The following is a 23,777-nucleotide window of genomic DNA, read 5'->3' on the forward strand; positions in this document are numbered from 1 at the left end:
CCGGGCGACTACGAGGGGTGTGCCCGCGATTCTGCGTCCATACCGCTAGGTATGTCACTACCCCGCGGGGATTCCGCCGGTCCGTCGCCGGGTGCGGTCAGGCGACGGACAGCTCCAGCTCGGCGTCGTCCCGGAGCTTGCCGAGGGCGCGGGAGACCGCGCTCTTGACGGTGCCGACCGAGACGCCGAGCGCCTCCGCGGTCTGCACCTCGCTCATGTCCTCGTAGTAGCGCAGCACCACCATGGCGCGCTGCCGCGGCGGGAGCCGCGCTATCGCCCGCAGCAGCGCGTCGCGCTGGGCCTGCTGCTCGATGAGGTCGGGCCCGATGGTGGCCGGCTCCGGCAGTTCGTCGGTGCTGAACTCGTCCACCCGGCGCTTGCGCCACTGCGACGTGCGGGTGTTGACGAGGGTACGGCGGACGTAGCCGTCGACCGCGCGGTGGTCGTCGATCCGGTCCCAGGCGAGGTAGGTCTTGGTCAGGGCCGTCTGCAGCAGGTCTTCCGCGTCGGAGGGGTTGGGGGTCAAGGAGCGCGCGGTGCGCAGCAGCGTCGGGCCCTTGCTCCGGACGTAGGCCGTGAACTGCGTCGTATTGGCGCTGGTGCACACTGGCGTGGTCATGGTTCAAAGGTAGGAGCCGGGGCACGGTCGGCGGATCGGCCGCAGGTGCCGACACGGAATCACCCTCAGGTCGTAGGCCGGGGGCTGTCCCCACCCCCCGGGGGTGGAGCCGGGGGTGGCCGTCCCGCAGGGGATCGGCTCGCGGGAGTAGGGGTCGGGCCGGGACGCGGGGCTGGTACGTCGGGCGTGTACGCCCGGCCGGCAGGCGGGTGGCGGTCCGCTACGGCTCAGCCGACGACGGCGACCGGGGCGTCCACCAGGTCGCGGTCGATGCTCAGCTTCTTCCCGCCGTGCGACTCGGAGACGGCGCCGTGGTACTGGTGGATACGCGCGTGCGGGGTCCACGCGTCGGACCCGAGCGACGGCTCGTCGGTGAGCGTCGGGGTCACCCCCCAGCGGGCGTACCAGAGCACCTGCGGCAGGTCGGACACGCCCGCCAGCCGCGACTTCGCCATGTGCTTGATGCCGGAGTCGGCGCTGCTGTAGAACCCGGAGACGTATCCGGCCGCCGCCACGCCCTTGTCCCATGCCTGGATGTACTTCAACGTCGCCGTCGCGCACGAAGCGTCCCCGATGTCGTACGCCTCCATGTCGAGGTAGAGCGCGCTGCCCGGGTCCAGCCCGAGGGCGTCCGCCTGCTGCACCGCGTCGGCGGCCTCGCTCGTGCCCTGGGACGTGGGCTGCTTGGTGTCGATCCGGTAAGGGTTCTTGTTGGAGCCCGTCACGCACGGGCTCTGCGAGCCGACGTAGATCGGCAGCAGGCTCCATCCGGCCTTGGTGGTCTGCCGGACCCAGTCCGGGGTCAGATGGGTCTGCGACTTGCAGGCCCTGGCCCGGCCGCCGAAGTAGATCCCCGCCGCCCGGTAGTCGGAGTGGGCGATCCACGCGTCCATGGTGGCGAGGTCGGGGGCCTGGCAGGTGTCGAACGCCTGCCCGCTGAAGTTGCGCTGGGCGTCGGACGGAATGGCGGCGTCCGCGGGCACTGCCGGGAGCAGCAGCCCGGTCAGCGCGAGGGCACCCGCAAGGAAATAACGGATAAAAGCACTGGTTTCGGTCATTCGTTGAGTCAACGATGATCACGCCGCCGCACCGCGCAGACACGCCGGGAGGCCACGAAAGCCGCCCGCCCGTCCGCCCCTGCCGCCCCTGTACGGGGGTAGAGCGGGCGGCGATGCGGGGCCGTACGGAGTGAGACGGGTCGGCGCGGACCAGCGGGCCCGGGCCCGGCAGCGACCCGACGGTGGCCCGGAGAACCAGCCCCGGCCGATATTTGTCCACAGGCTGTGGACAAGTTGTCGCCCCTCGCACCCCCACGCGAGCACCGCCCCTCCACTCCCTCCGCCCTATCCGCCCCCTCCACTCGACCGCGAGCGCCGCACCGCCCTCGGCCACGCCGCCACGAGCCCTCCCCGCGGCCCCTCCCGGGCCGGCATCCCCCGCAGCGCACCAGCAGGCCACCACGTGGGCGATCCCCCTCTCATCGCCCACCGCCCGACCCGGCACAGCGCCACCTCACCGCCGACCCCGATTCCGCGCCCGCCGTACGTCACCTCACCGCCCCACCCCATCACCTCGCGTCACCTCACATCAGCTCACCCCACTCGCCAACCTCCTCCTCACCCCTCCGCGTCGTGCCCGTCCCGCGCACCGTGACCGCCCATCGCTCCCCACGTCCGCCGCGCCCATGGCCCCACCCCGCCCTCGTCGCCGCCCTCCCCGAGGGTCCGGGACGCGCGACGGCACTCTCGCGCCGCCGCGCGTCCCGTGTGACCAGGCCCCTCCTCAGCGGACGGGTGCGGCAGGCGCGCCCGGTCCGCGGCTCACCACAGCGGCGAGAAGTGGATGCCCACCGTGTTCTGGTCGACGGACGTGAAGGCCGAACCCGCCACGTTGGCCGTGTTGTTCACGTTCGAGGCGCCGGCTCCGGTGGCGGCCTGCTGAGTCGTCGTCACGTTCCCGAAGTTGCCGCCGCCCACGTTGCCACCGGAGTTGCTCACCACCGTCGCGTTCGAGTGGCCACCCGCAATTGAACCGTTGTCGGCCGCGGCGGTGCCGGCGAACAGCACTCCCGCAAGGGGCAGTGCCGCGACGGCGGCCAGGACACGAACGGTACGGATGCTTGCCATGGTGTTCCCTCCCAGGGGACAGACTCTCTGAGGTTCGGGGAGCGGCCGGCCGACCGCTCCGCCGGCTTGTTCGGCGTCGCCATCAGCAGACTTGCCCACCCGATCGCCCGTAATGCCCCACCATGATCCGTTTCCCTCGCACGCGTGACGATCTGTCGATAAACCCGTCTTCCGCCCTTTTCCGCAGCACTTGACGCACTCGGTACGGGCTCGCACCACCCCGCGCCGGGATCAGCCGTCGAGGTGCGGCGTCCCGCCGATCACCACCGGCCGCATCCCCACGCCGTCGCGCACCCACCAGCTCAGCGACGCGTTCGGCACCTGCGCCGGCATCGTCGCGGCCCGCGCCCCACCGATCCCCGCGAGCACGCGGCCGACCGCCGGCACCACCGCGTCGTGCGCCACGAGCAGCACTCGCCGCCCGGCCGCCGCGGGCCCCAACTCCGTCAGGAAGTCCCTGACCCGCAACGCCACATCCGCCAACGACTCGCCGCCCGGCGGCCGGTAGAACCACTCGCCCACCCGCTCGCGCCGATCCGCCTCCGCGGGGGCGTACGCGCGTACCGCCGGCGGCGTCATCAGTTCCAGTACGCCCATCTCCCGGTCCCGCAGCCGCTCGTCCACGAGCGCGGGCCCGTACGACCCCCCCGCCGCGCCCGCGACCGACGCCATCACCTCCCACGTCCGCACCGCCCGCGCGTATGGCGAGCAGATCACCGACTGCGGCCGCTCCCGCGCTCCCAGCCCGGCCAGCCACCGCCCGAGCGCCTCCGCCTGCCGCACCCCGGTCGCCGACAACGGCACCTGCGCGTCGGTGGGCTCCGCCACCCGCAGGTCCGCGTCCCCGGTCTCCACGGCCCGCGCGAACAGCTCGTTCGCCGCGCTCTCCCCGTGCCGCACCACCGTCAGCCGCGCCAACTCGCAGCCGTACGGCATCGATCCGTCCACCACCGGGGCTCCTCCTCCACCGCGGCACCGCGCGTGGCCGCGTGCACCCCCCAACCTAGGCCCTGTCCGGGGGCGATCCACCGCCCGGCAGCGGCCCGCCCGCCCCCTCAACCCTCGTCGAACCAGGGCCGGTCCGCGGCCCAGTGCCGTACCCACCCCGCGAAACCCGCGTCACCGCCGGTGTGTCCGAACTCCGCGCCGAAGGGCACCGCGCCCTCACCGGTGATCAGCCACACGTGTCCCCGCTGCGGCCCCGAGACCACCAGGTGCCAGTACATGCCGCACCCGTCCGTCCCCAGCACGACGGAACCGTCGTCGAACACCCGCTCAAGGACGGGGTCGATCTCCGCCACGGGCCGCGGATCGTCCTCCCACACCCACGCGTCCGTCAGCGGAAACGGCCGCCCCAACTCCCTTTCCCGCCGACCGTTCTGCCCGTTCCGACCGTTCTGCCCGCTCCGCCCGTCGTCGCCGCCCGCACCGCCGAGGCTCACCAGCCCGAACTCCGGTGGCCCGAGCGACGAACCGTCCGCCACCTCGGCGACGAACGTCCGGTACGGCTCCGGCAGCACCACCCCGCACTCCGCCTCGAACGCCCGCACCCCCTCCCACCCGAGCGCCGACGCTCCCCCGTCGTCGACTTCGAACGCCGCCCGAAGCGCGTCCAATTCCTCCCGCGATGCGTTCTCCACGTCCATGACCCCATGCGTAGCACGCACCTACGACAACGCGGCCCGTCCGCGCCGACCCGTCACGCCCGTTGTCGTACCCCTGTGGTGAGGTGGCATCAGACGACAACGGGCGAGGAACGGTGGGGGCGATGGGCGAGCGTACGCAGTGGCGGCCGTTCCTGGAGCAGTGGAGCGCGGAGTGGGTCGCGGCGCACGACCCGGAGCAGCACCTACCGCTCGCGGAGGAGGTCGTCCGAGACACCTGGCTCGGCTTCGCGCCGGCGGGCGAGGCCGAGGTGGCGGCCGCCGAGGCCCGGCTGGGACGCCGGCTGCCGCCCTCGCTGCGGGAGTTCCTGCTCGTCACCAACGGGTGGCGCGACGCCGGCGACTTCATCTACCGGCTGGCGGGCACCGAGGAGCTGGCGTGGCTGCGGGACACCGACGACCGCACCTGGATCGAGGTGTACGAGGACCTCGCGGCCGACAGCGCCGAGGACGACGAGGACGACGAGGACGACGAAGAGGACGAGGAGGAGCCGTTCGAGGTCGCGGAGGCGAAGGTCCTCGCGCGTTCGCTGCGGCTGTCCCTCGACGGCGACGCCGCCGTCATGCTGCTCGACCCGGACGACGTGGACGAGGACGGCGAGTGGGCGGCGTACTGGCTCGCGTCCTGGTCCGGCATGGGTCCTGAGCGGTACGACTCGTTCCACGACCTCATGCGCCAGCAGTGGGTGTCCTTCCACGCCCTGCGCAAGCCGCCCGGCGCCACGCGCGACCACTGGGACGCGCAGGTCGAACAGGCCCGTCGTCAGGCGCTGGCAGGCGAGGTGGACGAGCCGCTCGCCCTGTTCGCCAAGGCGCACGAGTACGGCAGCGAGCGCGCCGATGTGCTGAGCGCGCAGATGACGGCGCTGCTCGGCGACTGGCGCGGCGTCATCGCGAACCTGCTGTGGCACGTCCCCGGCGGCGACGACCTCCTGCTCGGCCCGCTGTTCGCCACGGAGTTGCTGCCGTTGCTGGTCCGGCACGACCAGCTCGCCCACCCGCACGACCTGCGGCCCCTGCCACGCCTCAAGGAGCAGGCGTCAGAACCGGTGCGCGCGCTCATCCGCGACCACGAAGCCCGAGCCGCCGAGCCGGGCTTCCGACTCACCTTCGGCGGGGCCGAGTTCGACGCCGCGGTGCACGCCGTCGCCGACCGCCTCGCCGCACACCCCGCCTTCCGCACCCCCGACGAGCAGCCGGTGGACGGGGGCCCGATCGTCGCCACCCTCTACGCGACGCGCGGCGGCCCGCCCCCCGAACCGGGCCCGCTGTCCAACCCCGCCCTGGTCCGAGCGGCCCGCGAGGCCCTGTGCGAGGAGGCGTGGCCCGAACTCCGGGCGGCACTGGCCCTGTGGCGCCCGCTGAGCGAGGACCACATCGCCCCGATATCCCTGCTCGCCGACCCCGTCCTGGCCCAGCTGATCACCCCGGACCGCGGCCGTGCGATCCTCGCCACCCCCCGCAGCGCGGACCCCGGCGTCACTTCTTGATCAGCTTGCCGTTCGCGTCGAGTCCGTGGTCCTGCCAGTACAGGTCCCACTTGTCGCCGACGCGCTTCGGCACCTGCCCCTTCGGGTAGCGGACGGTGCCCGCCGGCGGCTCCTTGCCCTTGGTGACGCACTGGCCGCCGCCCTCCGGCCCGACCGCCTGGACCGGATACTCGTTCGACGTGCACTCGCGATCCCGCAGGTCCACGCCGCACGCCGTACTCACCGCCACGACCGCGGCGCCCACCAGCACCGCCCCGACCATCGACGCCCGTATCCCGCGCCGCCCCGCTGCCCTGACCGCGCCGCTCCGGCTCCGGCTGTCCTTCGTCGTCATCATCATCCGCTCCCTATGGTCGATGGGAACAGCCTGCCCGGCCGGAGATCATCCCTCATCGGCTCAGCTACTCAACCCCCGATGAGTACCCGCACCCGCCGGCCCGCCCGCCCCCTACCCAGGGTGGACGGGCCTGGCCGGCGGACGGGTGGGCAGAAGGTGAGCGGTCAGGCCGTCACGGTGGCCGGGTCGCTGGTGCTCGCGGCGCCGGTCTCCACGTGTCCGGCGAAGCGCCGCACGTACGCGGCGTCGGCGCCGGAGGTGACCGTGACGTCGTACCAGTGGTTGCCGGCGGCCACGCCCCAGCCCGGGACGCTGTGCGAGCCGCCCGCCGCGACGGTGTACGTGTAGTGGTCGTCGGGCGCGTACGCGTCGGTCGCGGTGAACGTGACCGGGTCGGTGCCGGGGTTGCTGAAGACCAGGGTGACCTGGCCGGCGGAGGCGTCGTTCCGGGCGGTCACCTCGGGGCCGACCGAGCCCGCCGTGCCGGCCATCCGGCGCAGGAAGCCGTTCGGCCCGTGGACCGAGAAGTCGTACGGCGAGGAGGCGCCGGGCATCGCCCAGGTGTCGGTGAGGGTCTTGCCCGCCTCGACCGTGTACGGCCAGGGGCCGTCCGAGCGCACCGCGGAGGTGACGAGGAAGGCCGCACCCGCCGCGCCGAAGTTGCCGAAGGTGAACTGCATCCGCCCGTCGACCGGTTCGGTGTCCGCGGCCAGGTCGTACGGCAGCGCGCGGGCGTTGCGCAGGCCGGCCTCCTGCGCAGGCACCGTACCGGTGGACGGCGGGGTCGGGACGTAGTCGCCGGGGTTGTCGTGGTTCGGCGGGGCGTAGCCGCCGGTGCCGGGGAGCGTGGGCGCGGCGGAGTCGCTGCGGGTGAAGTCGAAGGCGGCGGTGAGGTCGCCGCAGACCGCGCGGCGCCAGGGCGAGACGTTGGGGTTGTGCACGCCGAACCGCTTCTCGATGAACTGCACGATCGAGGTGTGGTCGAAGGTCTGGGAGCAGACCCAACCGCCGGTGCTCCAGGGCGAGAGGACCAGCATCGGTACCCGCGGCCCGAGTCCGTACGGCCCGGCGGCGTACCCGGACACGCCGCCGGTGTACAGGTCCTGGGTGACGTCGGCGGTGGACAGGCCGCGGGCGGCGGAGGCGGGCGGGAAGGGCGGGACCACGTGGTCGAAGAAGCCGTCGTTCTCGTCGTAGGTGAGGAAGACGGCGGTACGGCTCCACACGTCGGGGTCGGCGGTGAGCGCGTCGAGTACCTGGGAGACGTACCAGGCGCCGTAGTTCGCGGGCCAGTTGGGGTGCTCGCAGAACGCCTCGGGGGCGGCGATCCAGGAGACCTGCGGCAGCCGCCCGGCCAGCACGTCCGCCTTGAGCTGGTCGAAGTAGCCGTCCCCGCCGTTGACATCGGTGCCGGTGCGGGCCTTGTCGTAGAGCGGGTCGCCGGCCACGGCGTTGCGGTACTGGTCGAAGTAGAGCAGCGAGTTGTCGCCGTAGTTGCCGATGAAGGCGTCGCTGGTCCAGCCCCAACCGCCGCCGCTGTCCAGGCCGGTGCCGGTGTCCTGGTAGACCTTCCACGACACGCCCGCGTTCTCCAGGATCTCCGGGAAGGTGGTCCAGCCGTAGCCGGCCTCCTCGTTGCCCAGCACCGGGCCGCCGCCGCTGCCGTCGTTGCCCGCGTAACCGGTGTACATGTAGTAGCGGTTGGGGTCCGTGGAGCTGAGCATCGAGCAGTGGTACGCGTCGCAGACGGTGAACGCGTCGGCGAGGGCGTAGTGGAAGGGGATGTCCTCGCGGGTGAGGTACGCCATCGTGGTGGTGCCCTTGGCGGGAATCCAGTCGTCGTAGTTGCCGCCGTTCCACGCCTGGTGGGTGCCGTACCAGCTGTGGTCGAGGTCTTGGATGAACTGCAGGCCCAGGTTGTCGGCGTCCGGCCGGAAGGGCAGCGTCTCGTGCCCGGAGGAGTCCGCCTGGTGGAAGACGCTGCTGCCGCTCGGCAGGGTGGCCGGGCGCGGGTCGCCGAAGCCGCGGACGCCCCGCAGGGTGCCGAAGTAGTGGTCGAACGAACGGTTCTCCTGCATGAGGACGACGACGTGCTCGACGTCCTGCAACGTCCCGGTTCCGGCGGCGGCCTGGATCGCGGCGGCCTTGGCGATGCCGCCGCCGAGCACGGACGCGGCAGCGGTGCCGCCGGCGAGTTGGAGGAACCTTCGACGGTTGATGTTGGGCACGAATGCTCTCCTGACGGTCCGGTGGGGGCGGCTCAGGCGGAGATGCCTGCGCGATCGTGCGCGCTGAGGAGGTTTTCGCGACATACCCGATCAGGGATGCCGCGCACATGATGGTGACGGCCCGCGCAGGGTGTCAATGCCGCGTGAACAAGCCACCGTCGCCCAGGCCATCCCCTCCGGGTACCCCGGGTCGTCAGCCCGGCCCGCTCCCGAGCCGCCCGGCCGCCTGCTCCCGCGCCGCCCAGCCGTCGCCCAGGACTCAACCGGCCTGGCCGGAGGGGGACGCGCCGGCGGCGGAAGTGCCGGCAGCGGGAGCAGCGGCGGCGGCACGTACGAGCCCGGTCCGCGCGCGGGCCGCCGCCTTCGCCCCGCCCGCCACGGCCGCCTGCTCCGTCGAGAACTCTCCGTAGATGACGACGACGCTGCCCATGCGGGCGTAGACCGTGTACGTCCGCGTACCGTCGTCCGGCCTGGCCGACGGGGTGTCGCTCCCGCCGTCCCACGTCGTGGTCTCCTCGACGAACGCCTCGTCCCCCAACTCCGCCGCGGTCAGGCGGAATCGCAGCGTCTGGGGAGCCATCGGCCTGAACCCCGGCGCGGATACCGTGGTTTGCGGGCAGGTCGCCGCCAGGGACCGTTTCAGCGCCATGTAGTGCGCCGCCTGATCGCGCCGCATGGAGACGAGTTGCTCAACAGGGCTGGATGTCGGCGCCGTTGCTCCCCCGGCTGTTCCCCCGGGGGCTCCTCCGGGGGCTCCTCCAGGTGTTCCTCCAGCGGTGCGCGGCGGCGCGAACTGGACGGCACGGGGGGCCTGCATGCGGTACAGCTCGGTCACCGTGTCCTTGGCCCCGGCCGGGCAGTCCGCCCCCGCGGGCCTTCCGGCAGACCGGCACCCGTTCGAAGCCCGTCAGGCCTATAGGTCGGCTCCGCCGGGTCAGTGCCTCGGAGTCAGCGCCCCCGGGTCAGCGCCCCCGGGCCGTCTCCGGGTCAACGCCTCCGCACCACCCGTACGACGTGGACCAGCGTCATGCAGAACAAGACGAAGCAGGCCGTCGACAGCACGGCGATCACGTTCTGGGTGTCACCCGTGTCCGTTTCCGCCGCGCCCCAGGCGAGCAGGCCGGTCAGGACGAAGAACGTGGCCGCCCAGCCGACCGGCCATCGCAGCCGCGGAGTGCGCGCCGACCCGCCACCCGCCGGCCCCCTGCCGGCCCCGACCCGTACCGCTCCGTGAGCGTGAGTGCTCGGTGAGTTCATGACGAACCTCCAGGCATCGCCGGCGGCGCTCGGGCCGACCGCACAAGGCGCGGGATCGGCGCGGTGGGCGTCGCACGCCAGGTACGCGGACACGAGGGGCTTCGAGGGCTCCGGGAGTACGCGGCCACGCCGTCCGAGACCATGCCCGCGCGGCGTGACCCGGCGCCCCTCACCGATGGGCGACCCGCACCCTCATCGGCCCGCAGCCGTCCCTGTTCGTATCCCTACCCCGCCATTCTCCCGCGCGGGCTGAGCATGCGCACGTCCGACCGGCGCGGTGCCCCCGCGGAGGGACGACGGGCAGACGCGAGCGATCCCGTGCTCTCACGGTTCGACTTCTCACGGGTCGACGCGGGGCTCCCGCCCTGAGGCGGGCGGGAGCGCGGGATCGGAGCGGCGTCAGTCGGCGCGGGCCGCCGGCTCCAGGACGAAAACGGGGATCACCCGGTCCGTCTTCGTCTGGTACTCGGCGTACGCCGGCCAGACCTCGACCGCGCGGGGCCACCACAGCTCCCGCTCCTCGCCGGTGGCCTCGCGGGCCGTCATGTCCTGGCGCACGGCGCCGTCCTGCAACTCGACCAGCGGGTGCGCGACCAGGTTGTGGTACCAGGCGGGATGGCTCGGCGCGCCACCCTGGGAGGCCACCACGGCGTACGTCCCCTGGTGCTCCACCCGCATGAGCGCGTTCTTGCGGACCTTGCCGCTCTTGGCCCCGAGGCTGGTGAGGACGATCACCGGCACCCCCTCCAGGGTCGTGCCCTCCGTGCCCCCGGAACTCTCGTACAGGGCGACCTGATCCCGCACGAACGCGTCCGGGCTCGGCTGGTACTCACCGCTGAGAGGCATGCTGTCCTCTTTCCACTCGTGCAGGCGGCCCACCACGGCCGAGCTCACGTCAGCCGCCGACCGGCCCTCGGACTGATCTGCCACGCCCATGATCCTCCAGCCCGCGGCCGGGCTCGTCCTGGACCCGGTAGCCCAGCGCGCCGGCCCGCGGGGTGAGGGCCTCGAAGTTCGCCGTGGCAGAAAGCGCGGTGACCGTCTGGCGGGTCAGTGGGTCGCCCGCGAGCACCGCGCGCACGGCGTCCAGGTCGACCGGCCTCCCGTGGTAGTCCTGCGCATAGCCCACGTACGCCTCTGGGCTGCCTTCGGTGAGCAGGCCGAACAGCCAGCCCGCCCCGTCCGACTCGTCGTCCGCGAACTCGACCGGCCCGCACTCCCAGGCAGGCGCACCCGCCTCACGCCACACGCAGACCGTCGCGTCGAAGAAGCCGTCGAACTGGAACTCCGGAGTCGTCGCGTAGTGCGCGAGCGAGGCCGGCAAGCCGTCGAGGAGACCGGGCCAGTGCGCGCGAGGCTCTTCCCGCCACGGCGTCACGTCGCACTCGTGGTCGAACCCGTAGAGGAACACTCCGGCCGGGTCGAACACGATCGCGTACTGGTCACCCGCGCCGTTGTCCATGGAGGCCAGATCCACACCCGCCCGCCAGCCGGTCGCGAACGAGTGGGTGGGAGCGTCCGCGTCGAGGATGGCGTCAAGCATCGCGAACGCCCGGCAGCGAGCAGCCAGAACGACCGGGTCAGGAAGCTTGGTCAAGAGTTCGCGAACGGTCATGACGCCCATTGAACAACCGCCCACCGACACCCGGGTCCCAGTCCGCCCCCGGCCCCACCCGCACCGTCCCCCACCGGCCCGCCGGGCTGTTCCGGTGGGCCCCCGGACAGGTCGGAGGGGGCGCCCCAGAACCTGGGGCGCCCCTTCTGAACTGCTGAAACCACTACCTCTGCGGAGGCTGTGGGATTTGAACCCACGGTGACATCGCTGCCACGACGGTTTTCAAGGGGACTTCGCCTCAAGAGGGTTAGGGTTCCTGACGTGCAACGTAGACATGAGAAAGGGCAGTTGCACCCGGCCCGTGCATGGCCCGAGGGCAGAGCACTTCGAACAACAAGGCCCGCCCTCACCGCAGCACGCGAAGACCGGACCACCCCCCGCACCGCACCTGAACCCTCATCCGGACCCGAGGCACCGGTCACCGCCGCCCAGACGCCAGGGCCGGAACTTCCTCTTCCCGGCACTGAGTAACAACTTTCTCTATGAGTTCAAGGCACCCGCCGCGCACGCGCGGCAGGTGCGGCCCGGCGGCTCGGGGTAGATGAGTACGAACCGCGCCGGCCCACAGCCAGGGCGAAGACGATGCCTCCGGCGGGGGGCGCTCCGGCTCCGGGATGGCTCAGTCCCGATGGCGACCGTGGTTTCGTCGTGGGGAGGTGCGGGAGCTCGCATCCCACCTGCCATCGACCGGGGCAAACCGAGGAGTCGCGGCCCAGGGGGTCAAGGTCGTTCGTACAGTGGCGCGCTCCACCTTGACGCCCTGAACCACGCCCGCACGCCAGGAGTGCGGGCCGACGGCAGACGGGATGGCAGCTAGGACGAGCTGTGGTTGCTGTCAGCCGTAACAGGCTCAGGGGGCATCACAGGTGCTTCAGCGCCCCATACACCATGATCGCCATCCCACCGAAAGAGCAGAGCATGAACCATCCGCCGACCACCTTGGGAAGCACCAAGTTGAAGAACTCATGACCGGGGTGTTGCCGGACACGGATCCGCTCGGTGAAGACGCACCAGCCCAGCGTCCACATCGCAGCGACAATGGGTATCGCTATGAGGTAAGCCACGCATCCCCCCAGTGCACTCGCCCTGGCCCAGCAGAGCAGTGTAGGAGAATCACATCGAGCTGTGCGGTGTGCCCACGCGTAATCCGTGCCACTACCGCGCCAGATCGGGCGGGGAGCCACGGGAAACAGGGGCGAACGACGGGGCGCCGGCCCGGTCTCAGCCCAACCAGCCCAAGCGCGGGTCACGGGCCCGATCCGCCACCCGCTCTCCTAAAGCGGTGACTTCCTGGCAACCAGCGGCATTTGAGTCCTGCGGTACAGAAGCCAGGTACCGCAACCTCAACAACTGTTCCTGTCCGCAGCCGTCCCTTGGATGCCTCAAAACGACCGGAATAACCGTCGCTGATCGTTATAGCTAGTGCTGCGACCGGGAAGGTTCACCGGTTCATGGGTGGCCTGTGTGGCTGCTGATGCGATTGGGTGGGGATGAACGGCCCGATTCAGCGTCAGGAGGGTTGGCGGCACCCCTCCTGCGAGCCACAGGTTGACCAGGGCAAGCCTCCCAGGCGACGTGGCCTCGTCCGCGCCTCCCACGCCCCGATGCGCGCCAACTCCCGAAGCAGCAGGCGTACACCCTGCACGCCCAACCGCGTTCGCACAAAAGCCGCTGCACGAACCAATGCGCAAATCCCGTCGGCAGGCCGCGTGATTAACTCAGCGAGGGACGCCCACCAGACCCAGCCCGCCAAGACGGCCATCGATCAAGCAGAAATGACCGAAATGACCGAACCTGCAGAAGTAAGTAAAAACACGCCTCCCACTCCATAAAACTGCAGGCCACAGAGTGTGGTCCCCGCGCATGCGGGGCTGTTCCCCGGCCGTTCGTCGCGCTCTCCCAGGCGCCCCAGTGGTCCCCGCGCATGCGGGGCTGTTCCCTGGCCGCCGACTTCAGGCCGCTCTCCAGCGGTGTGGTCCCCGCGCATGCGGGGCTGTTCCCGTCCGCCGGGCGCTGGGCCTGACGGGGTACGCGTGGTCCCCGCGCATGCGGGGCTGTTCCCTTGACCTTGTCGCTGGCGGTCGTCCACAGGCGGTGGTCCCCGCGCATGCGGGGCTGTTCCCGCGGCGTCGGCGTCCTGGCATCGCATCAGCGTATGGTCCCCGCGCATGCGGGGCTGTTCCCCTGCTGCACATCGGCTCCCTCACCGAGCAGGAGTGGTCCCCGCGCATGCGGGGCTGTTCCCCGGAAGTGCCCGCCGATCCGTGAGATCGCCAAGTGGTCCCCGCGCATGCGGGGCTGTTCCCCCGGCTACCGCGTTCAGCAACAGCGGCGCGACCGTGGTCCCCGCGCATGCGGGGCTGTTCCCGCCTTGACGAGCGTCGCGGGGATCTGGAACCCGTGGTCCCCGCGCATGCGGGGCTGTTCCCCAGCGGTTGGTGTGCCAGCCCGTCACCAGGTCGTGGTCCCCGCGCATGCGGGGCTGTTCCCCCATAGCTACTGTCCGTCACGGCCATACCCCGGGTAGATCCCATCTCCAGCAAACGCTCATAAGAGATCAACATCGGGCAGATTACGACTTGCCGCCCTTGGTGGCGGCGCCATGCTGTGCACTACTGCCGTGAACAGCACTGGCCCGACCTTCGATGAGGCGTTCGATGGCTTCTCGGTCGCGGCGCGGGCGGCGTGGGGGAAGCACGATCGCCCCACCGACGGATGGCTGCCGTTGTGGCGGCATATGGCCGACAGCGGGGCCGTGGCGGGGCGGTTGTGGGACGCGTGGTTGCCGCGGAACGTCAAGGTGCTGGTCAGCGAGGCGTTGCCCGGGGGGATCGAGGACGGGCGGCGGCTCGCCGTGTGGCTCGCCGCAAGCCACGACGTCGGGAAGGCGACACCCGCGTTCGCATGTCAGGTGGAGTCCCTGGCGAACGCGATGCGGGATGCCGGACTGGCAATGCCGGACCGGAAACAGTTCGGAGAGGACCGGAAGTTGGGGCCGCACGGGCTCGCCGGTCAACTGATCACGCAGGAGTGGCTCGCCGAGGAGCATGGCTGGACCGACCGGATCAGCGGTCAGTTCGCGATCGTGGTGGGGGGCCACCATGGGGTGCACCCGGGGCATCAGCGAATTCACGACTTGGCGCTGCACCCGGAATTACTCAGAACGAGAGGTGCGAGCGAAGCCGCGTGGAAGGCCGTGCAGTTCGAACTGCTGGGCGCGTGTGCGCGGGCTGCGGAAGTGGAGGACCGGCTCGGCGCGTGGAGGACGGTGAAACTGCCGCAGTTGGCGCAGGTGACGCTGACGGCGCTGGTCATCCTGGCCGATTGGATCGCCAGTTCGGCGGAGCTGTTTCCCTATCAGACGGTCGATGAGGGCGGTGACCGGCGCACCACGGAACAGAGGCTGGCAGCAGCCTGGCGCGGACTGGACCTGCCGGCTCCGTGGGAGCCGGCAGAACCAAAAGGCCCCGCCGGGGAGTTGTTCGCCCGCCGTTTCGACCTGCCGGACGGCGCGTCGATCCGCCCCGTACAGGAAGAAGCCGTACGGGTCGCCCGGGAGATGAACCCGGCGGGCCTACTGATCATCGAGGCGCCGATGGGCGAGGGCAAGACGGAGGCGGCCCTGGCCGCGGCCGAGATCCTTGCCGCGCGTACGGGCGCGGGTGGCTGCATGGTGGCGTTGCCGACCCGGGCGACCGGGGACGCGATGTTCGCCCGACTGCTCGACTGGCTGGGCCACTTGCCGGCCGAAGGCCCGCGCTCGGTCTTCCTCGCCCACGCCAAAGCCGCCCTCAACGACACGTGGGCGGGTCTGGCACGCGACGGCAGCCGTACGATCGCGGCCGTCGACCTCGACGGCTCCGACGAGGTGTCGCGGCCGAGTGCGAAGACCCGGCGACGGCCGTCCGGCCTCCAGGCCCACCAGTGGCTGCGCGGGAGGAAGAAGGGACTGCTCGCGTCGTTCGCCGTGGGCACGATCGACCAGGTGCTGTTCGCCGGACTCAAGAGCCGTCACCTCGCCCTGCGGCACCTGGCACTCGCGGGCAAGGTCGTCATCATTGACGAAGTCCACGCGTACGACGCCTACATGAGCACGTACCTGGAGCGGGTCCTGGAGTGGCTGGCCGCCTACCGCGTCCCGGTCGTCCTGCTGTCGGCAACGCTCCCGGCGGGAAGGCGACGCGCGCTCGTCGAGGCGTACGTGGGTGAGGCCGTGCCGACGGCGGAGGCGCCCGCGGACGCGTATCCGCTGCTGACGGCCGTATCGCGGGACGGGAGCGCCATGATCGCGCAGCCGTCCGCGGCATCCGGGCGCGGTACCGACGTCCGGCTGGAGCCGTGGGAAGACGACGTTGCCGCGCTCGGCGATCGCCTGGCAGCCGAACTCGCCGATGGCGGCTGCGCCTTGGTCGTACGGAACACCGTCGACCGGGTGCAGGAGGCGGCCGAGCGACTGAGGGAGCGGTTCGGCGAGGACCACGTCACTGTCGCCCACTCCCGCTTCCTGGCCGCCGACCGGGCGCGTAAGGACTCCGAGTTGCTGGAGCGGTTCGGCCCGAAAGGCAATCGGCCGACCGGAGCGCACATCGTCGTCGCGAGCCAGGTCGTGGAGCAGTCACTCGACATCGACTTCGACCTTCTCGTCACCGACCTCGCCCCGGTGGACTTGATGTTGCAGCGCATGGGCCGCCTGCATCGCCACATACGCGACCGGCCTCCCCGGCTCCGAACGGCCCGATGCCTGGTGACGGGCACGGAGTGGACGATCGACCCGCCGAGCGACCCGCCGATCCCCGCGAAGGGAACCGTCGGCGTCTACGAGGGGAAGCACCTGCTGCTGCGGACGCTCGCGGCCCTCCAACCACACCTGGACGCGGAGCCGTTGCGGCTGCCCGACGACATCAGCCCTCTGGTGCAGGCGGTTTACGGTAACGCCCCTCTCGGCCGGAGCAGTTGGGCAGCGGAGATGGACGAAGCCCGCCGCGCGTACCGCCAACTCCTGGCCACCAAGCGCGAGCGCGCCGAGGTCTTCCGTCTCGGCCCGGTCCGCAAGCCGGGGAGGCCGGTCATCGGCTGGGTGGACGCGGGCGTCGGAGACGCGGACGACAGCGGTACCGGCAGGGCCCAGGTGCGCGACAGCGAGGAGAGCGTCGAGGTCCTGGTGATCCAGCGCCGCAGCGACGGCACCCTGACGACCGTGCCGTGGCTGGACAGGAACCGCGGCGGCCTGGAGCTGCCCGAGCACGCCGTACCGCCGCCGCGGGCCGCAGCAGCGGCGGCCGCCAGCGCCCTCACCCTTCCCTGGCACTTCTCCAAGCCGTGGGTGATCGACCGGACCATCGCGGAACTGGAGAAGTTCCAGGTCGAGGCGTGGCAGGCGAAGGAATGCCCCTGGCTGGCCGGGGAGTTGTTCCTCGTCCTCGACGAGGACTGTCGGACCCGGCTGGCAGGCTACGACCTCACCTACAGCCCGTCCGACGGGCTCCTCGTGACGCCTGCCGGCGCACGTCACTCAAGAGTGGTGGACCGCGTGCCCGACTTCGATCTCGTCGCCCGGCCCTGGCTGCCGGTGCAGCGCCTCGACGGCTCGACGGCCGAGCTGTCCCTGCGGGATGTCTTCGCCCACGCGGGAGAGCTGCGCCGTCTGGTCGGCGACGTGCCCACGCAGGAGTTCGCGCTGCTGCGGCTGCTGGTGGCCGTCCTGCACGACGCGCTCGAAGGGCCCGAGGACATCGAGGAGTGGGGTGAGTTGTGGGAGGCCGGCGAGGATGCCTTCGCCGACGTGCCCGACTACCTCGAACGGCATCGCGACCGTTTCGACCTGCTGCACCCGCACCACCCGTTCCTCCAAGTGGCCTACCTGCACACGGAGAAGGATGAGATGGGCCCGCTCAACCGGATCGTCGCCGATGTGCCGAACGGCGACCCGTTCTTCAGCATGCGGCAACCCGGCCCGGAGCGGCTGGAGTTCGCGGAGGCGGCCCGCTGGCTGGTGCATGCCCACGCCTTCGACGTGTCCGGCATCAAATCCGGCGCGGTCGGCGACCCGAGGGTCAAGGGTGGCAAGGGCTATCCCCAGGGTGTCGGTTGGACCGGCAACCTCGGTGGGATCTTCGCCGAGGGCACCACGCTGCGCGAGACCCTGCTGCTCAACCTCATCGCGGCGGACAACGACTTCGTCCAGGTCAAGAAGAACGACCGTCCCGCGTGGCGCCGCCCGGTCGTCGGCCCGGAACCGTTCGAGCCCGACCCTGACGATCCCCGGCCGTCCGGCCCGCGCGACCTCTACACCTGGCAGAGCCGCCGCATCCGCCTGCACCACTCGGGTGGCGCCGTCACGGGTGTGGTCCTGGCGTACGGCGACACACTGCTCCCGTTCAACAAGCACCTGCGCGAGCCGATGACCGGCTGGCGCGACAGCCCTCAGCAGGCGAAGAAGCAAGGCGTTCCGCAGGCGTACATGCCGCGCACGCACGACCCGAACCGGGCGGCGTGGCGAGGTCTGGCCGCACTGCTGCCCGCGCAGGGGCAGGCACGTGAGAGCGCCGAACAGCGGCAGGAGGCCGCGGCCATCCTGCCGTCCGGCGTGGTCGAGTGGCTGGCCAGGCTCACGAACGGCGGCTACCTCCCGAAGCTCGGCCTGCTCCGCACCCGGATCGTCGGCGCGTCGTACGGCACGCAGCAGTCGGTGATCGACGAGATCGTGGACGACGAGGTCGTGCTGCCCGTGGTCGCCCTGCACACCGCGCAACCCGAGTACGGGCGCACGGCAGTCGACGCGGTGGCCGACGCCGACCAGGCGGTGCGGGCCCTCGGCTACCTGGCGGGCAACCTCGCCCGCGCGGTCGGCGCGGAGCCGGGCCCGCCCGCGGACACCGCCCACGACCTCGGCTACGCGGCTCTGGACGGCCCGTACCGCCAGTGGCTGCGCAAGCTCGGCGAACACTCCGACCCGGCGGTGTACCGAGGCGAGTGGCAGGCCACCGTGTCCCAGATCATCCGCGACCTCGGCCGCGGTCTGCTCGACGCCGCCGGCCCGGCTGCCTCCGAAGGACGCTACGTGGAGCAGCGCGACGGCAGCGGGGCCCGATGGGTCAACGACGCGCAGGCGGATGTGTGGTTCCGCGGACGCCTCAACAAGGTACTGACGCTCCTGCCCCGCGCGTCCGCCGCTGCCGACGGACCGCTTGACCAGGAAAGCCGCCCGTCCGACAAGGCCCCCGACCAGGAACCGACGGAGCAACCGGAATGACGACCACCGCCCCCTACGTCTCGGGCCCCCGTGCGATCGGACCGGTGGGCACCAGCGCCGACCGCTTCATCCGCCGCCTCCAGCGTGGCTACCGCGAGGACCGCCCGTCCGCCGTATCGACCCTCGCCCGGCTGCGTCGGGGGGCCGGACAGCCCGCGAACTCCCTCCCCGACCTGTGGGGCCAGACCGGGACGGAGGACCTCGCCATGGTGCTCGCCGAGATCGCGGACGAATCGCCGGGCGACACCTCCCGCGGTGGCCGGCGCCCGATCGACCAGGCCCGCGCCGAGGAGGCGCTGCACCTGGCCGTGACGATGTGGGCCCTGCACCAGCAGTCCCACCGCGACATGGACACGCACATCTCCGGCTACGGCTTGGGCCGTTCGGTCCGCGCGCTGATGTCCAAGGCGGCGCCGGCCGCCGAAGGCGCCGGAGCCGCGGCCGTGAAGTCCGCGCCCGAACTGGACGAACCGGTGCGCCGACGCTTCGTCCGGGTCGGTACCGCCACGTCACTCGACATCCTCGGCCAGCGGCTGCGCGAGATCGTGCTTCTGCTCCGCAAGGACGGCGTCCCGCTCGACTACGCACTCCTGGCCGAGCAGCTCTACTGGTGGCAACTTCCCTCCGCGCAGGCCGGCATCCGGCGCGAGTGGGGCCGGGACTTCCACCTGGCGGGCGCCGTACGTGCCCATACCGCGACCGACAGCTGACCAGAGGGTCCACCGCTCCGACCCCTACCGCCCCCGCTTCGCGAAGGAACCGATCGCCCGTGACGCGCACCATTCTCGACGTCCATGTGCTCCAGACCGTGCCGCCGAGCAACATCAACCGGGACGACACCGGCTCGCCCAAGTCCGCGGTCTACGGGGGCGTGCGGCGATCCCGCGTGTCCAGCCAGGCGTGGAAGCGGGCGACCCGGCGGAAGTTCGAGGAACTCCTCGACCCGTCCGAGCTCGGCGTCCGCACGAAGAAGGTCGCCGAAGCGCTCGCCGATCGGCTGGCCGCGCTCGACCCGTCGCTGGACCGCACGGCCGCGCTCGAACTCGCCTCCGAGGCACTGCGCACCGCCACGGGCTCCAAGATCGAGCCGCCCAAGCGCAAGGTCAAGGACGGCGAGCCCGACCCCGCGCCGGAATCGTCGTACCTGATGTTCCTCAGCGCCGCCCAACTCGACGGCCTCGCCGCCCTGACGATCAAGGGCAGCGACGGCAACGGAGACGTGAAGGCGCTCAAGGAGTTCTTCAAGGCCAAGGAGAACAAGGCGGCTGCCCGCCAACTCGTCGACACCCGGCACTCCGTGGACATCGCGCTGTTCGGCCGCATGGTCGCCGACGCCACCGATCTCAACGTCGAGGCCGCCACGCAGGTCGCACACGCCATCAGCGTGCACGCCGTCGACAACGAGTCGGACTACTACACCGCCGTCGACGACCGGAACACCGACGCCGAGTCCGGTGCCGGCATGATCGGAGTCGTCGACTTCAACTCCGCGACGCTGTACCGCTACGCGGCCGTCGACGTGAACCGGCTCCAGGCCAACCTCGGCGCCGGGCTCGACGACTCCGAACAGGCCGCCGCCCCGACCCGGCGCGCCGTCGAAGCGTTCCTCGAAGGCTTCATCACCTCCCTGCCCACCGGCAAGGTGAACACCTTCGGCCACCACACCCTCCCGACCGCGGTCATCGTCAAGCTGCGCACCAAGCGTCCGATCAGCTTCGTCGCCGCCTTCGAACGGGCCGTCCGGCAAGGCGACGAGGGCGGTTTCGTCCGCGAGGCATGTGCCCGGCTCGCCCGCTACGTCCCCGACCTGGAGAAGGCGTACGGCGTCGCGGACGCGGACCGCACCTGGGTGGTGCGGGTGGGCGAGGACGCGGAACCGCTGGCCGGCCTCGGCCGGGAGGTCGGCATCGAGGAGTTGGTCTCGACGGTCGGCGCCGCCGTCGTGGAGCAGTTGGGGTCCGCCGAGCGCCCCGTCGAGCCGGTGGGGTCCGGGGCATGAGCGTGCTCCTGCTGCGGCTGTCCGGCCCGCTCCAGGCATGGGGGTCGGCCGCCCGCTTCGTACGCCGCACCACGGAGAACGCCCCGACCAAGAGCGGTGTGCTGGGCATGCTCGCCGCCGCGGAAGGAAGGGCGCGCGAGGCAGACCTCTCCGACCTGGCCGCGCTGCGCTTCGGGGTCAGGATCGACCAACCCGGCACCCGGGTAAGGGACTTCCAGACCGCCCACCACTTCGACACGGACAAGTCCATGCCGCTCTCCGAGCGCTTCTACCTCGCCGACGCGGTCTTCGTCGCCGGAGTCGAAGGGGAGGCCGATGTCGTACGGCGGCTGTACTCGGCCGTGCGGGAGCCGGTCTACCTGCCGTATCTGGGGCGCCGTTCCTGCCCTCCGGCCGCACCGGTCGACCTCGGCGTGCGCGACGACGCCGACCTGGCCACCGCGCTGGAGCAGGCTCCGTGGCAGGCGTCGCCCTGGTACCGGGACCGGCACCGCGAGGGAACCGAACTCACTCTCCTCCTCGACAGCTTGCCCGGCGAGGCACCGGAGCAGACCCTCCGCGACGCACCGCTCAGCTTCGACCCGCGGCACCGCCGCTACGGCCTGCGCGGCATCACCTCCGCGAACGTCCCCCGGCCCGAAGCGCCGCCGACCCGGCCGATGTTCGACCACGACCCGACCTCCGTCCTGGGACCCGTCTGATGTACCTGACCCGCTTCCGCGTCAACACCGCCCGCCGGGAGGGCCGCGAACTCCTGGGTTCCCCGCACCGCATGCACGCGGCCGTGAACATGTCGTTCCCCGATCCCCCCGCGCGCGACGGCTCCGGCCCGCGCGTCCTGTGGCGCGTCGACCGCAACTCCGCCTCCGAGGTGGTGCTGTTCGTCGTCAGCCCCGGCCGCCCGGACATGACACACCTGGTGGATCAGGCGGGTTGGCCCGCGGCCACGGACACACCCGGCTGGCAGACGTACGACTACGGCAGCTTCCTCGATCAGCTCACCAAGGGCAGCACGTGGTCGTTCCGGCTCACCGCCAACCCCGTGCACAGCATCCGCCGTACCGCCGACGAACCCACCAAGCGCACCGCGCACATCACGCCGAAGCACCAGGCCGCCTGGCTGCTGAGCAGGCAGGACTCAGCCGGCTTCGCCATCACCGAGACGCCGCCCGGCAAACGGGTACTGGACCAGGGTGACGAACTCCAGCTCGTCGTCCGGGACAAGAGGGATCTGCGCTTCGCCAAGGCAGCCGAGCGCAGGACCGTGTCACTCACCACGGTCACCTACGACGGGCGGCTCACCGTCACCGAACCCGCCGTCCTGCGACGCACTCTCGTCCAAGGGCTCGGCAAGGCCAAGGCGTACGGCTGCGGCCTCATGACCCTCGCACCGGTGCGGTGATCCGGCCGTGAGCACCGTCGCCCGTCGCGGCGCCGCCGCTCCGCGTGAACTCGCCCGCGTCGGTGACCGGTTGTCGTTCGTCTACCTCGAACGCTGCGTCGTCCACCGCGCCGACAACGCCATCACCGCCACCGATGCCGACGGGGTCACCCACATCCCGTCCGCCACCATCGGCACCCTCCTGCTCGGCCCTGGCACCCGCGTCACCCACCAGGCGATGAGCGTCCTCGGCGAGTGCGGCGCCGGCGTCGCGTGGGTCGGCGAACACGGCGTCCGCTTCTACGCCGGCGGGCGCGCGTTGACCCGCTCCTCCGCGCTCGTCGAGGCGCAAGCCACCGCGTGGGCCAACCGCCGTACCCGGCTGGACGTCGCCCGCGCGATGTACCGCCTGCGCTTCCCCGACGAGGACCCCTCCGGCCGCACCCGGCAGCAACTCCTCGGCATGGAGGGCGACCGCCTCAAAGCCTGCTACCGCGCCGAGTCCGCCCGCACAGGCGTGCCGTGGCGCCGCCGCGAATACCACCGCGACGACTTCACCGCCGGGGACGCCCCCAACCAGGGCATCACCGCTGCCGCCCAGTGCATGTACGGCATCGCGCACGCCGTCGTCACCGCCCTCGGCTGCTCACCTGCCCTCGGCTTCGTCCACTCCGGCCACGAACGGTCCTTCGTGATGGACATCGCCGACCTCTACAAGACGGAAGTAGCCATCCCTGCGGCCTTCGACGCCGCCGTGGAAGGACCCGAGGACGTCGCCGCGCGCACCCGCCGCGCCCTGCGCGACCGCATCAACAAGACCCACCTGCTGGACCGTTGCGTCCGCGACATCAAGGACCTGCTGCGCTACGACGAAGCCGCCGCGACCTCCTCCTCCGACAGCGACCGCGTGACGCTCCAGTCCGACCACGGCGCCGAGGTCGAGTCCGGCCGCAACCACGCCTCCGAGATCATCTGGTGAGGCAGGCTCCGCCATGACCGTGATCGTCCTCACCAACTGCCCTGCCGGCCTGCGCGGTTACCTCACCCGATGGCTCCTGGAGATCTCCCCCGGTGTCTTCCTCGGCAACCCCTCCGCCCGCATCCGCGAAGCCCTCTGGACCGAAGTCCGCGCCTACGCCCACCAAGGCCGCGCCCTCCTCGCCCACCAGACCGACTCCGAACAGGGCTACACCTTCGCCACCCACGACCACGCGTGGCACCCCACCGACCACGACGGCCTCACCCTCATCCACCGCCCCGCCCCGTCTGACGGCCCCGCCTCCCCTTCCCGCCCGACAGCTCCACCGCAAACCGGCTGGAGCAAGGCCGCGAAGCGCAGAAAGTTCGGCAACAGGTGAAGGGTGCCCGCCACCGTGCTGGGGGCTTTACGGATCACTTCTCACGAGGGATGCCCGATATGCCGGAATCTCGGCAAGTGAGTAAAAACCGCAACCTCGGCTCCTAAACTCGCAGGTCGCGAAGTGTGCTCCCCGCGCGAGCGGGGCTGTTCCCGCCTGGCGCGAGCTGGCCACCTGGCTGGACTGGTGCTCCCCGCGCGAGCGGGGCTGTTCCCGAACTGTTGGCGGACTTCATGACAAAGCTCCGGTGCTCCCCGCGCGAGCGGGGCTGTTCCCTTCTGGCGGATCACGACCGGTGACCCGACCGTGTGCTCCCCGCGCGAGCGGGGCTGTTCCCGCAAAAGCCCCCGTGCTCTCCACCAGGGAGAGTGCTCCCCGCGCGAGCGGGGCTGTTCCCGGCACCGCGTCCGGCTACCGGGCTGAGGCGTCGTGCTCCCCGCGCGAGCGGGGC

20 protein-coding genes and 1 CRISPR repeat array are annotated in these 23,777 nt (G+C 71.5%); of the genes, 8 read left to right on the plus strand and 12 right to left on the minus strand.

All coding sequences use genetic code 11. The features are described from left to right. Nucleotides 1-97 precede the first annotated feature (97 nt). From AB0399_RS26615 to AB0399_RS26635, 5 genes are all read right to left on the minus strand, one after another. A complete protein-coding gene (locus AB0399_RS26615; protein WP_328466419.1) occupies nt 98-619 on the minus strand; it encodes a SigE family RNA polymerase sigma factor in 522 nt (173 codons plus the stop codon). Nucleotides 620-846: 227 nt separating this feature from the next. Then, complete coding sequence (locus AB0399_RS26620) at nt 847-1,677, minus strand: glycoside hydrolase domain-containing protein (protein ID WP_366413060.1); 831 nt, start codon at nt 1,675-1,677, stop codon at nt 847-849. A gap of 762 nt (nt 1,678-2,439) precedes the next feature. Then, a complete protein-coding gene (locus AB0399_RS26625) occupies nt 2,440-2,745 on the minus strand; it encodes a hypothetical protein (protein WP_329367181.1) in 306 nt (101 codons plus the stop codon). A 231-nt stretch (nt 2,746-2,976) separates the two neighbouring features. Then, on the minus strand, nt 2,977-3,681 hold the full coding sequence (locus tag AB0399_RS26630; protein ID WP_366413073.1) for a histidine phosphatase family protein: 705 nt from the start codon (nt 3,679-3,681) through the stop codon (nt 2,977-2,979). A gap of 119 nt (nt 3,682-3,800) precedes the next feature. Further along, nucleotides 3,801-4,391 (minus strand): SMI1/KNR4 family protein, encoded by a 591-nt coding sequence (locus AB0399_RS26635; protein WP_329367180.1) that lies wholly within the window; start codon nt 4,389-4,391, stop codon nt 3,801-3,803. A gap of 122 nt (nt 4,392-4,513) precedes the next feature. Between AB0399_RS26635 and AB0399_RS26640 the strand changes: the two genes are divergently transcribed. After that, the gene (locus AB0399_RS26640) at nt 4,514-5,899 is read left to right on the plus strand and encodes an SMI1/KNR4 family protein (RefSeq protein ID WP_366413061.1); all 1,386 of its coding nucleotides are present in this window, start codon (nt 4,514-4,516) and stop codon (nt 5,897-5,899) included. On the opposite strand, the gene AB0399_RS26645 is transcribed toward AB0399_RS26640, so the two are convergent. The 7 genes from AB0399_RS26645 to AB0399_RS26675 form a co-directional block, all read right to left on the minus strand. Then, complete coding sequence (locus AB0399_RS26645) at nt 5,889-6,236, minus strand: hypothetical protein (protein WP_329367178.1); 348 nt, start codon at nt 6,234-6,236, stop codon at nt 5,889-5,891. The two genes, AB0399_RS26640 and AB0399_RS26645, sit on opposite strands and share 11 nt — an antisense overlap. A gap of 164 nt (nt 6,237-6,400) precedes the next feature. Then, on the minus strand, nt 6,401-8,464 hold the full coding sequence (locus tag AB0399_RS26650) for a phosphocholine-specific phospholipase C (protein ID WP_366413062.1): 2,064 nt from the start codon (nt 8,462-8,464) through the stop codon (nt 6,401-6,403). Between the two features lie 259 nt (nt 8,465-8,723). Beyond that, the gene (locus AB0399_RS26655) at nt 8,724-9,044 is read right to left on the minus strand and encodes a hypothetical protein (protein WP_366413063.1); all 321 of its coding nucleotides are present in this window, start codon (nt 9,042-9,044) and stop codon (nt 8,724-8,726) included. Nucleotides 9,045-9,451: 407 nt separating this feature from the next. After that, nucleotides 9,452-9,721, minus strand: coding sequence for a hypothetical protein (locus AB0399_RS26660; RefSeq protein WP_329367173.1), 270 nt, complete (start codon nt 9,719-9,721; stop codon nt 9,452-9,454). Nucleotides 9,722-10,120: 399 nt separating this feature from the next. Continuing rightward, nucleotides 10,121-10,567 carry a nitroreductase family deazaflavin-dependent oxidoreductase gene (locus AB0399_RS26665; RefSeq protein ID WP_329367170.1) on the minus strand — a complete coding sequence of 149 codons (447 nt, stop codon included), beginning with the start codon at nt 10,565-10,567 and terminating at the stop codon, nt 10,121-10,123. A 49-nt stretch (nt 10,568-10,616) separates the two neighbouring features. Then, on the minus strand, nt 10,617-11,264 hold the full coding sequence (locus tag AB0399_RS26670; protein WP_366413064.1) for a hypothetical protein: 648 nt from the start codon (nt 11,262-11,264) through the stop codon (nt 10,617-10,619). A 932-nt stretch (nt 11,265-12,196) separates the two neighbouring features. After that, the gene (locus AB0399_RS26675; protein ID WP_366413065.1) at nt 12,197-12,364 is read right to left on the minus strand and encodes a hypothetical protein; all 168 of its coding nucleotides are present in this window, start codon (nt 12,362-12,364) and stop codon (nt 12,197-12,199) included. An 822-nt stretch (nt 12,365-13,186) separates the two neighbouring features. Further along, nucleotides 13,187-13,826: direct repeats of the CRISPR family, unit length 29 nt; unit sequence GTGGTCCCCGCGCATGCGGGGCTGTTCCC. 130 nt (nt 13,827-13,956) lie between these two features. On the opposite strand from AB0399_RS26675, the gene casA reads away from it, so the two are divergent. Genes casA through cas2e form a run of 7 tightly spaced genes read left to right on the plus strand, consistent with a single transcriptional unit; the run spans nt 13,957 to nt 23,326 of the window. After that, nucleotides 13,957-18,588, plus strand: coding sequence for a type I-E CRISPR-associated protein Cse1/CasA (casA, locus tag AB0399_RS26680; RefSeq protein ID WP_366413066.1), 4,632 nt, complete (start codon nt 13,957-13,959; stop codon nt 18,586-18,588). Continuing rightward, nucleotides 18,585-19,298 (plus strand): type I-E CRISPR-associated protein Cse2/CasB, encoded by a 714-nt coding sequence (casB, locus tag AB0399_RS26685; RefSeq protein ID WP_366413067.1) that lies wholly within the window; start codon nt 18,585-18,587, stop codon nt 19,296-19,298. Before casA ends, casB begins: the two co-directional genes overlap by 4 nt. 59 nt (nt 19,299-19,357) lie before the next feature. Further along, complete coding sequence (gene cas7e / locus AB0399_RS26690; RefSeq protein WP_366413068.1) at nt 19,358-20,587, plus strand: type I-E CRISPR-associated protein Cas7/Cse4/CasC; 1,230 nt, start codon at nt 19,358-19,360, stop codon at nt 20,585-20,587. Further along, complete coding sequence (cas5e, locus tag AB0399_RS26695) at nt 20,584-21,288, plus strand: type I-E CRISPR-associated protein Cas5/CasD (RefSeq protein WP_329367160.1); 705 nt, start codon at nt 20,584-20,586, stop codon at nt 21,286-21,288. Before cas7e ends, cas5e begins: the two co-directional genes overlap by 4 nt. Further along, nucleotides 21,288-21,989: a type I-E CRISPR-associated protein Cas6/Cse3/CasE gene (cas6e, locus tag AB0399_RS26700; RefSeq protein WP_366413069.1), complete on the plus strand. Its 702-nt coding sequence runs from the start codon at nt 21,288-21,290 to the stop codon at nt 21,987-21,989. Before cas5e ends, cas6e begins: the two co-directional genes overlap by 1 nt. A 7-nt stretch (nt 21,990-21,996) precedes the next feature. After that, nucleotides 21,997-22,947 carry a type I-E CRISPR-associated endonuclease Cas1e gene (gene cas1e / locus AB0399_RS26705; RefSeq protein WP_366413070.1) on the plus strand — a complete coding sequence of 317 codons (951 nt, stop codon included), beginning with the start codon at nt 21,997-21,999 and terminating at the stop codon, nt 22,945-22,947. Nucleotides 22,948-22,960: 13 nt separating this feature from the next. After that, nucleotides 22,961-23,326: a type I-E CRISPR-associated endoribonuclease Cas2e gene (gene cas2e / locus AB0399_RS26710; protein ID WP_366413071.1), complete on the plus strand. Its 366-nt coding sequence runs from the start codon at nt 22,961-22,963 to the stop codon at nt 23,324-23,326. The last annotated feature ends 451 nt before the right edge of the window (nt 23,327-23,777 follow it).

Origin of the sequence: Streptomyces sp. NPDC088194 (genome assembly GCF_040702025.1) — a bacterium.
In the GTDB taxonomy this organism is placed as follows: domain Bacteria; phylum Actinomycetota; class Actinomycetes; order Streptomycetales; family Streptomycetaceae; genus Actinacidiphila.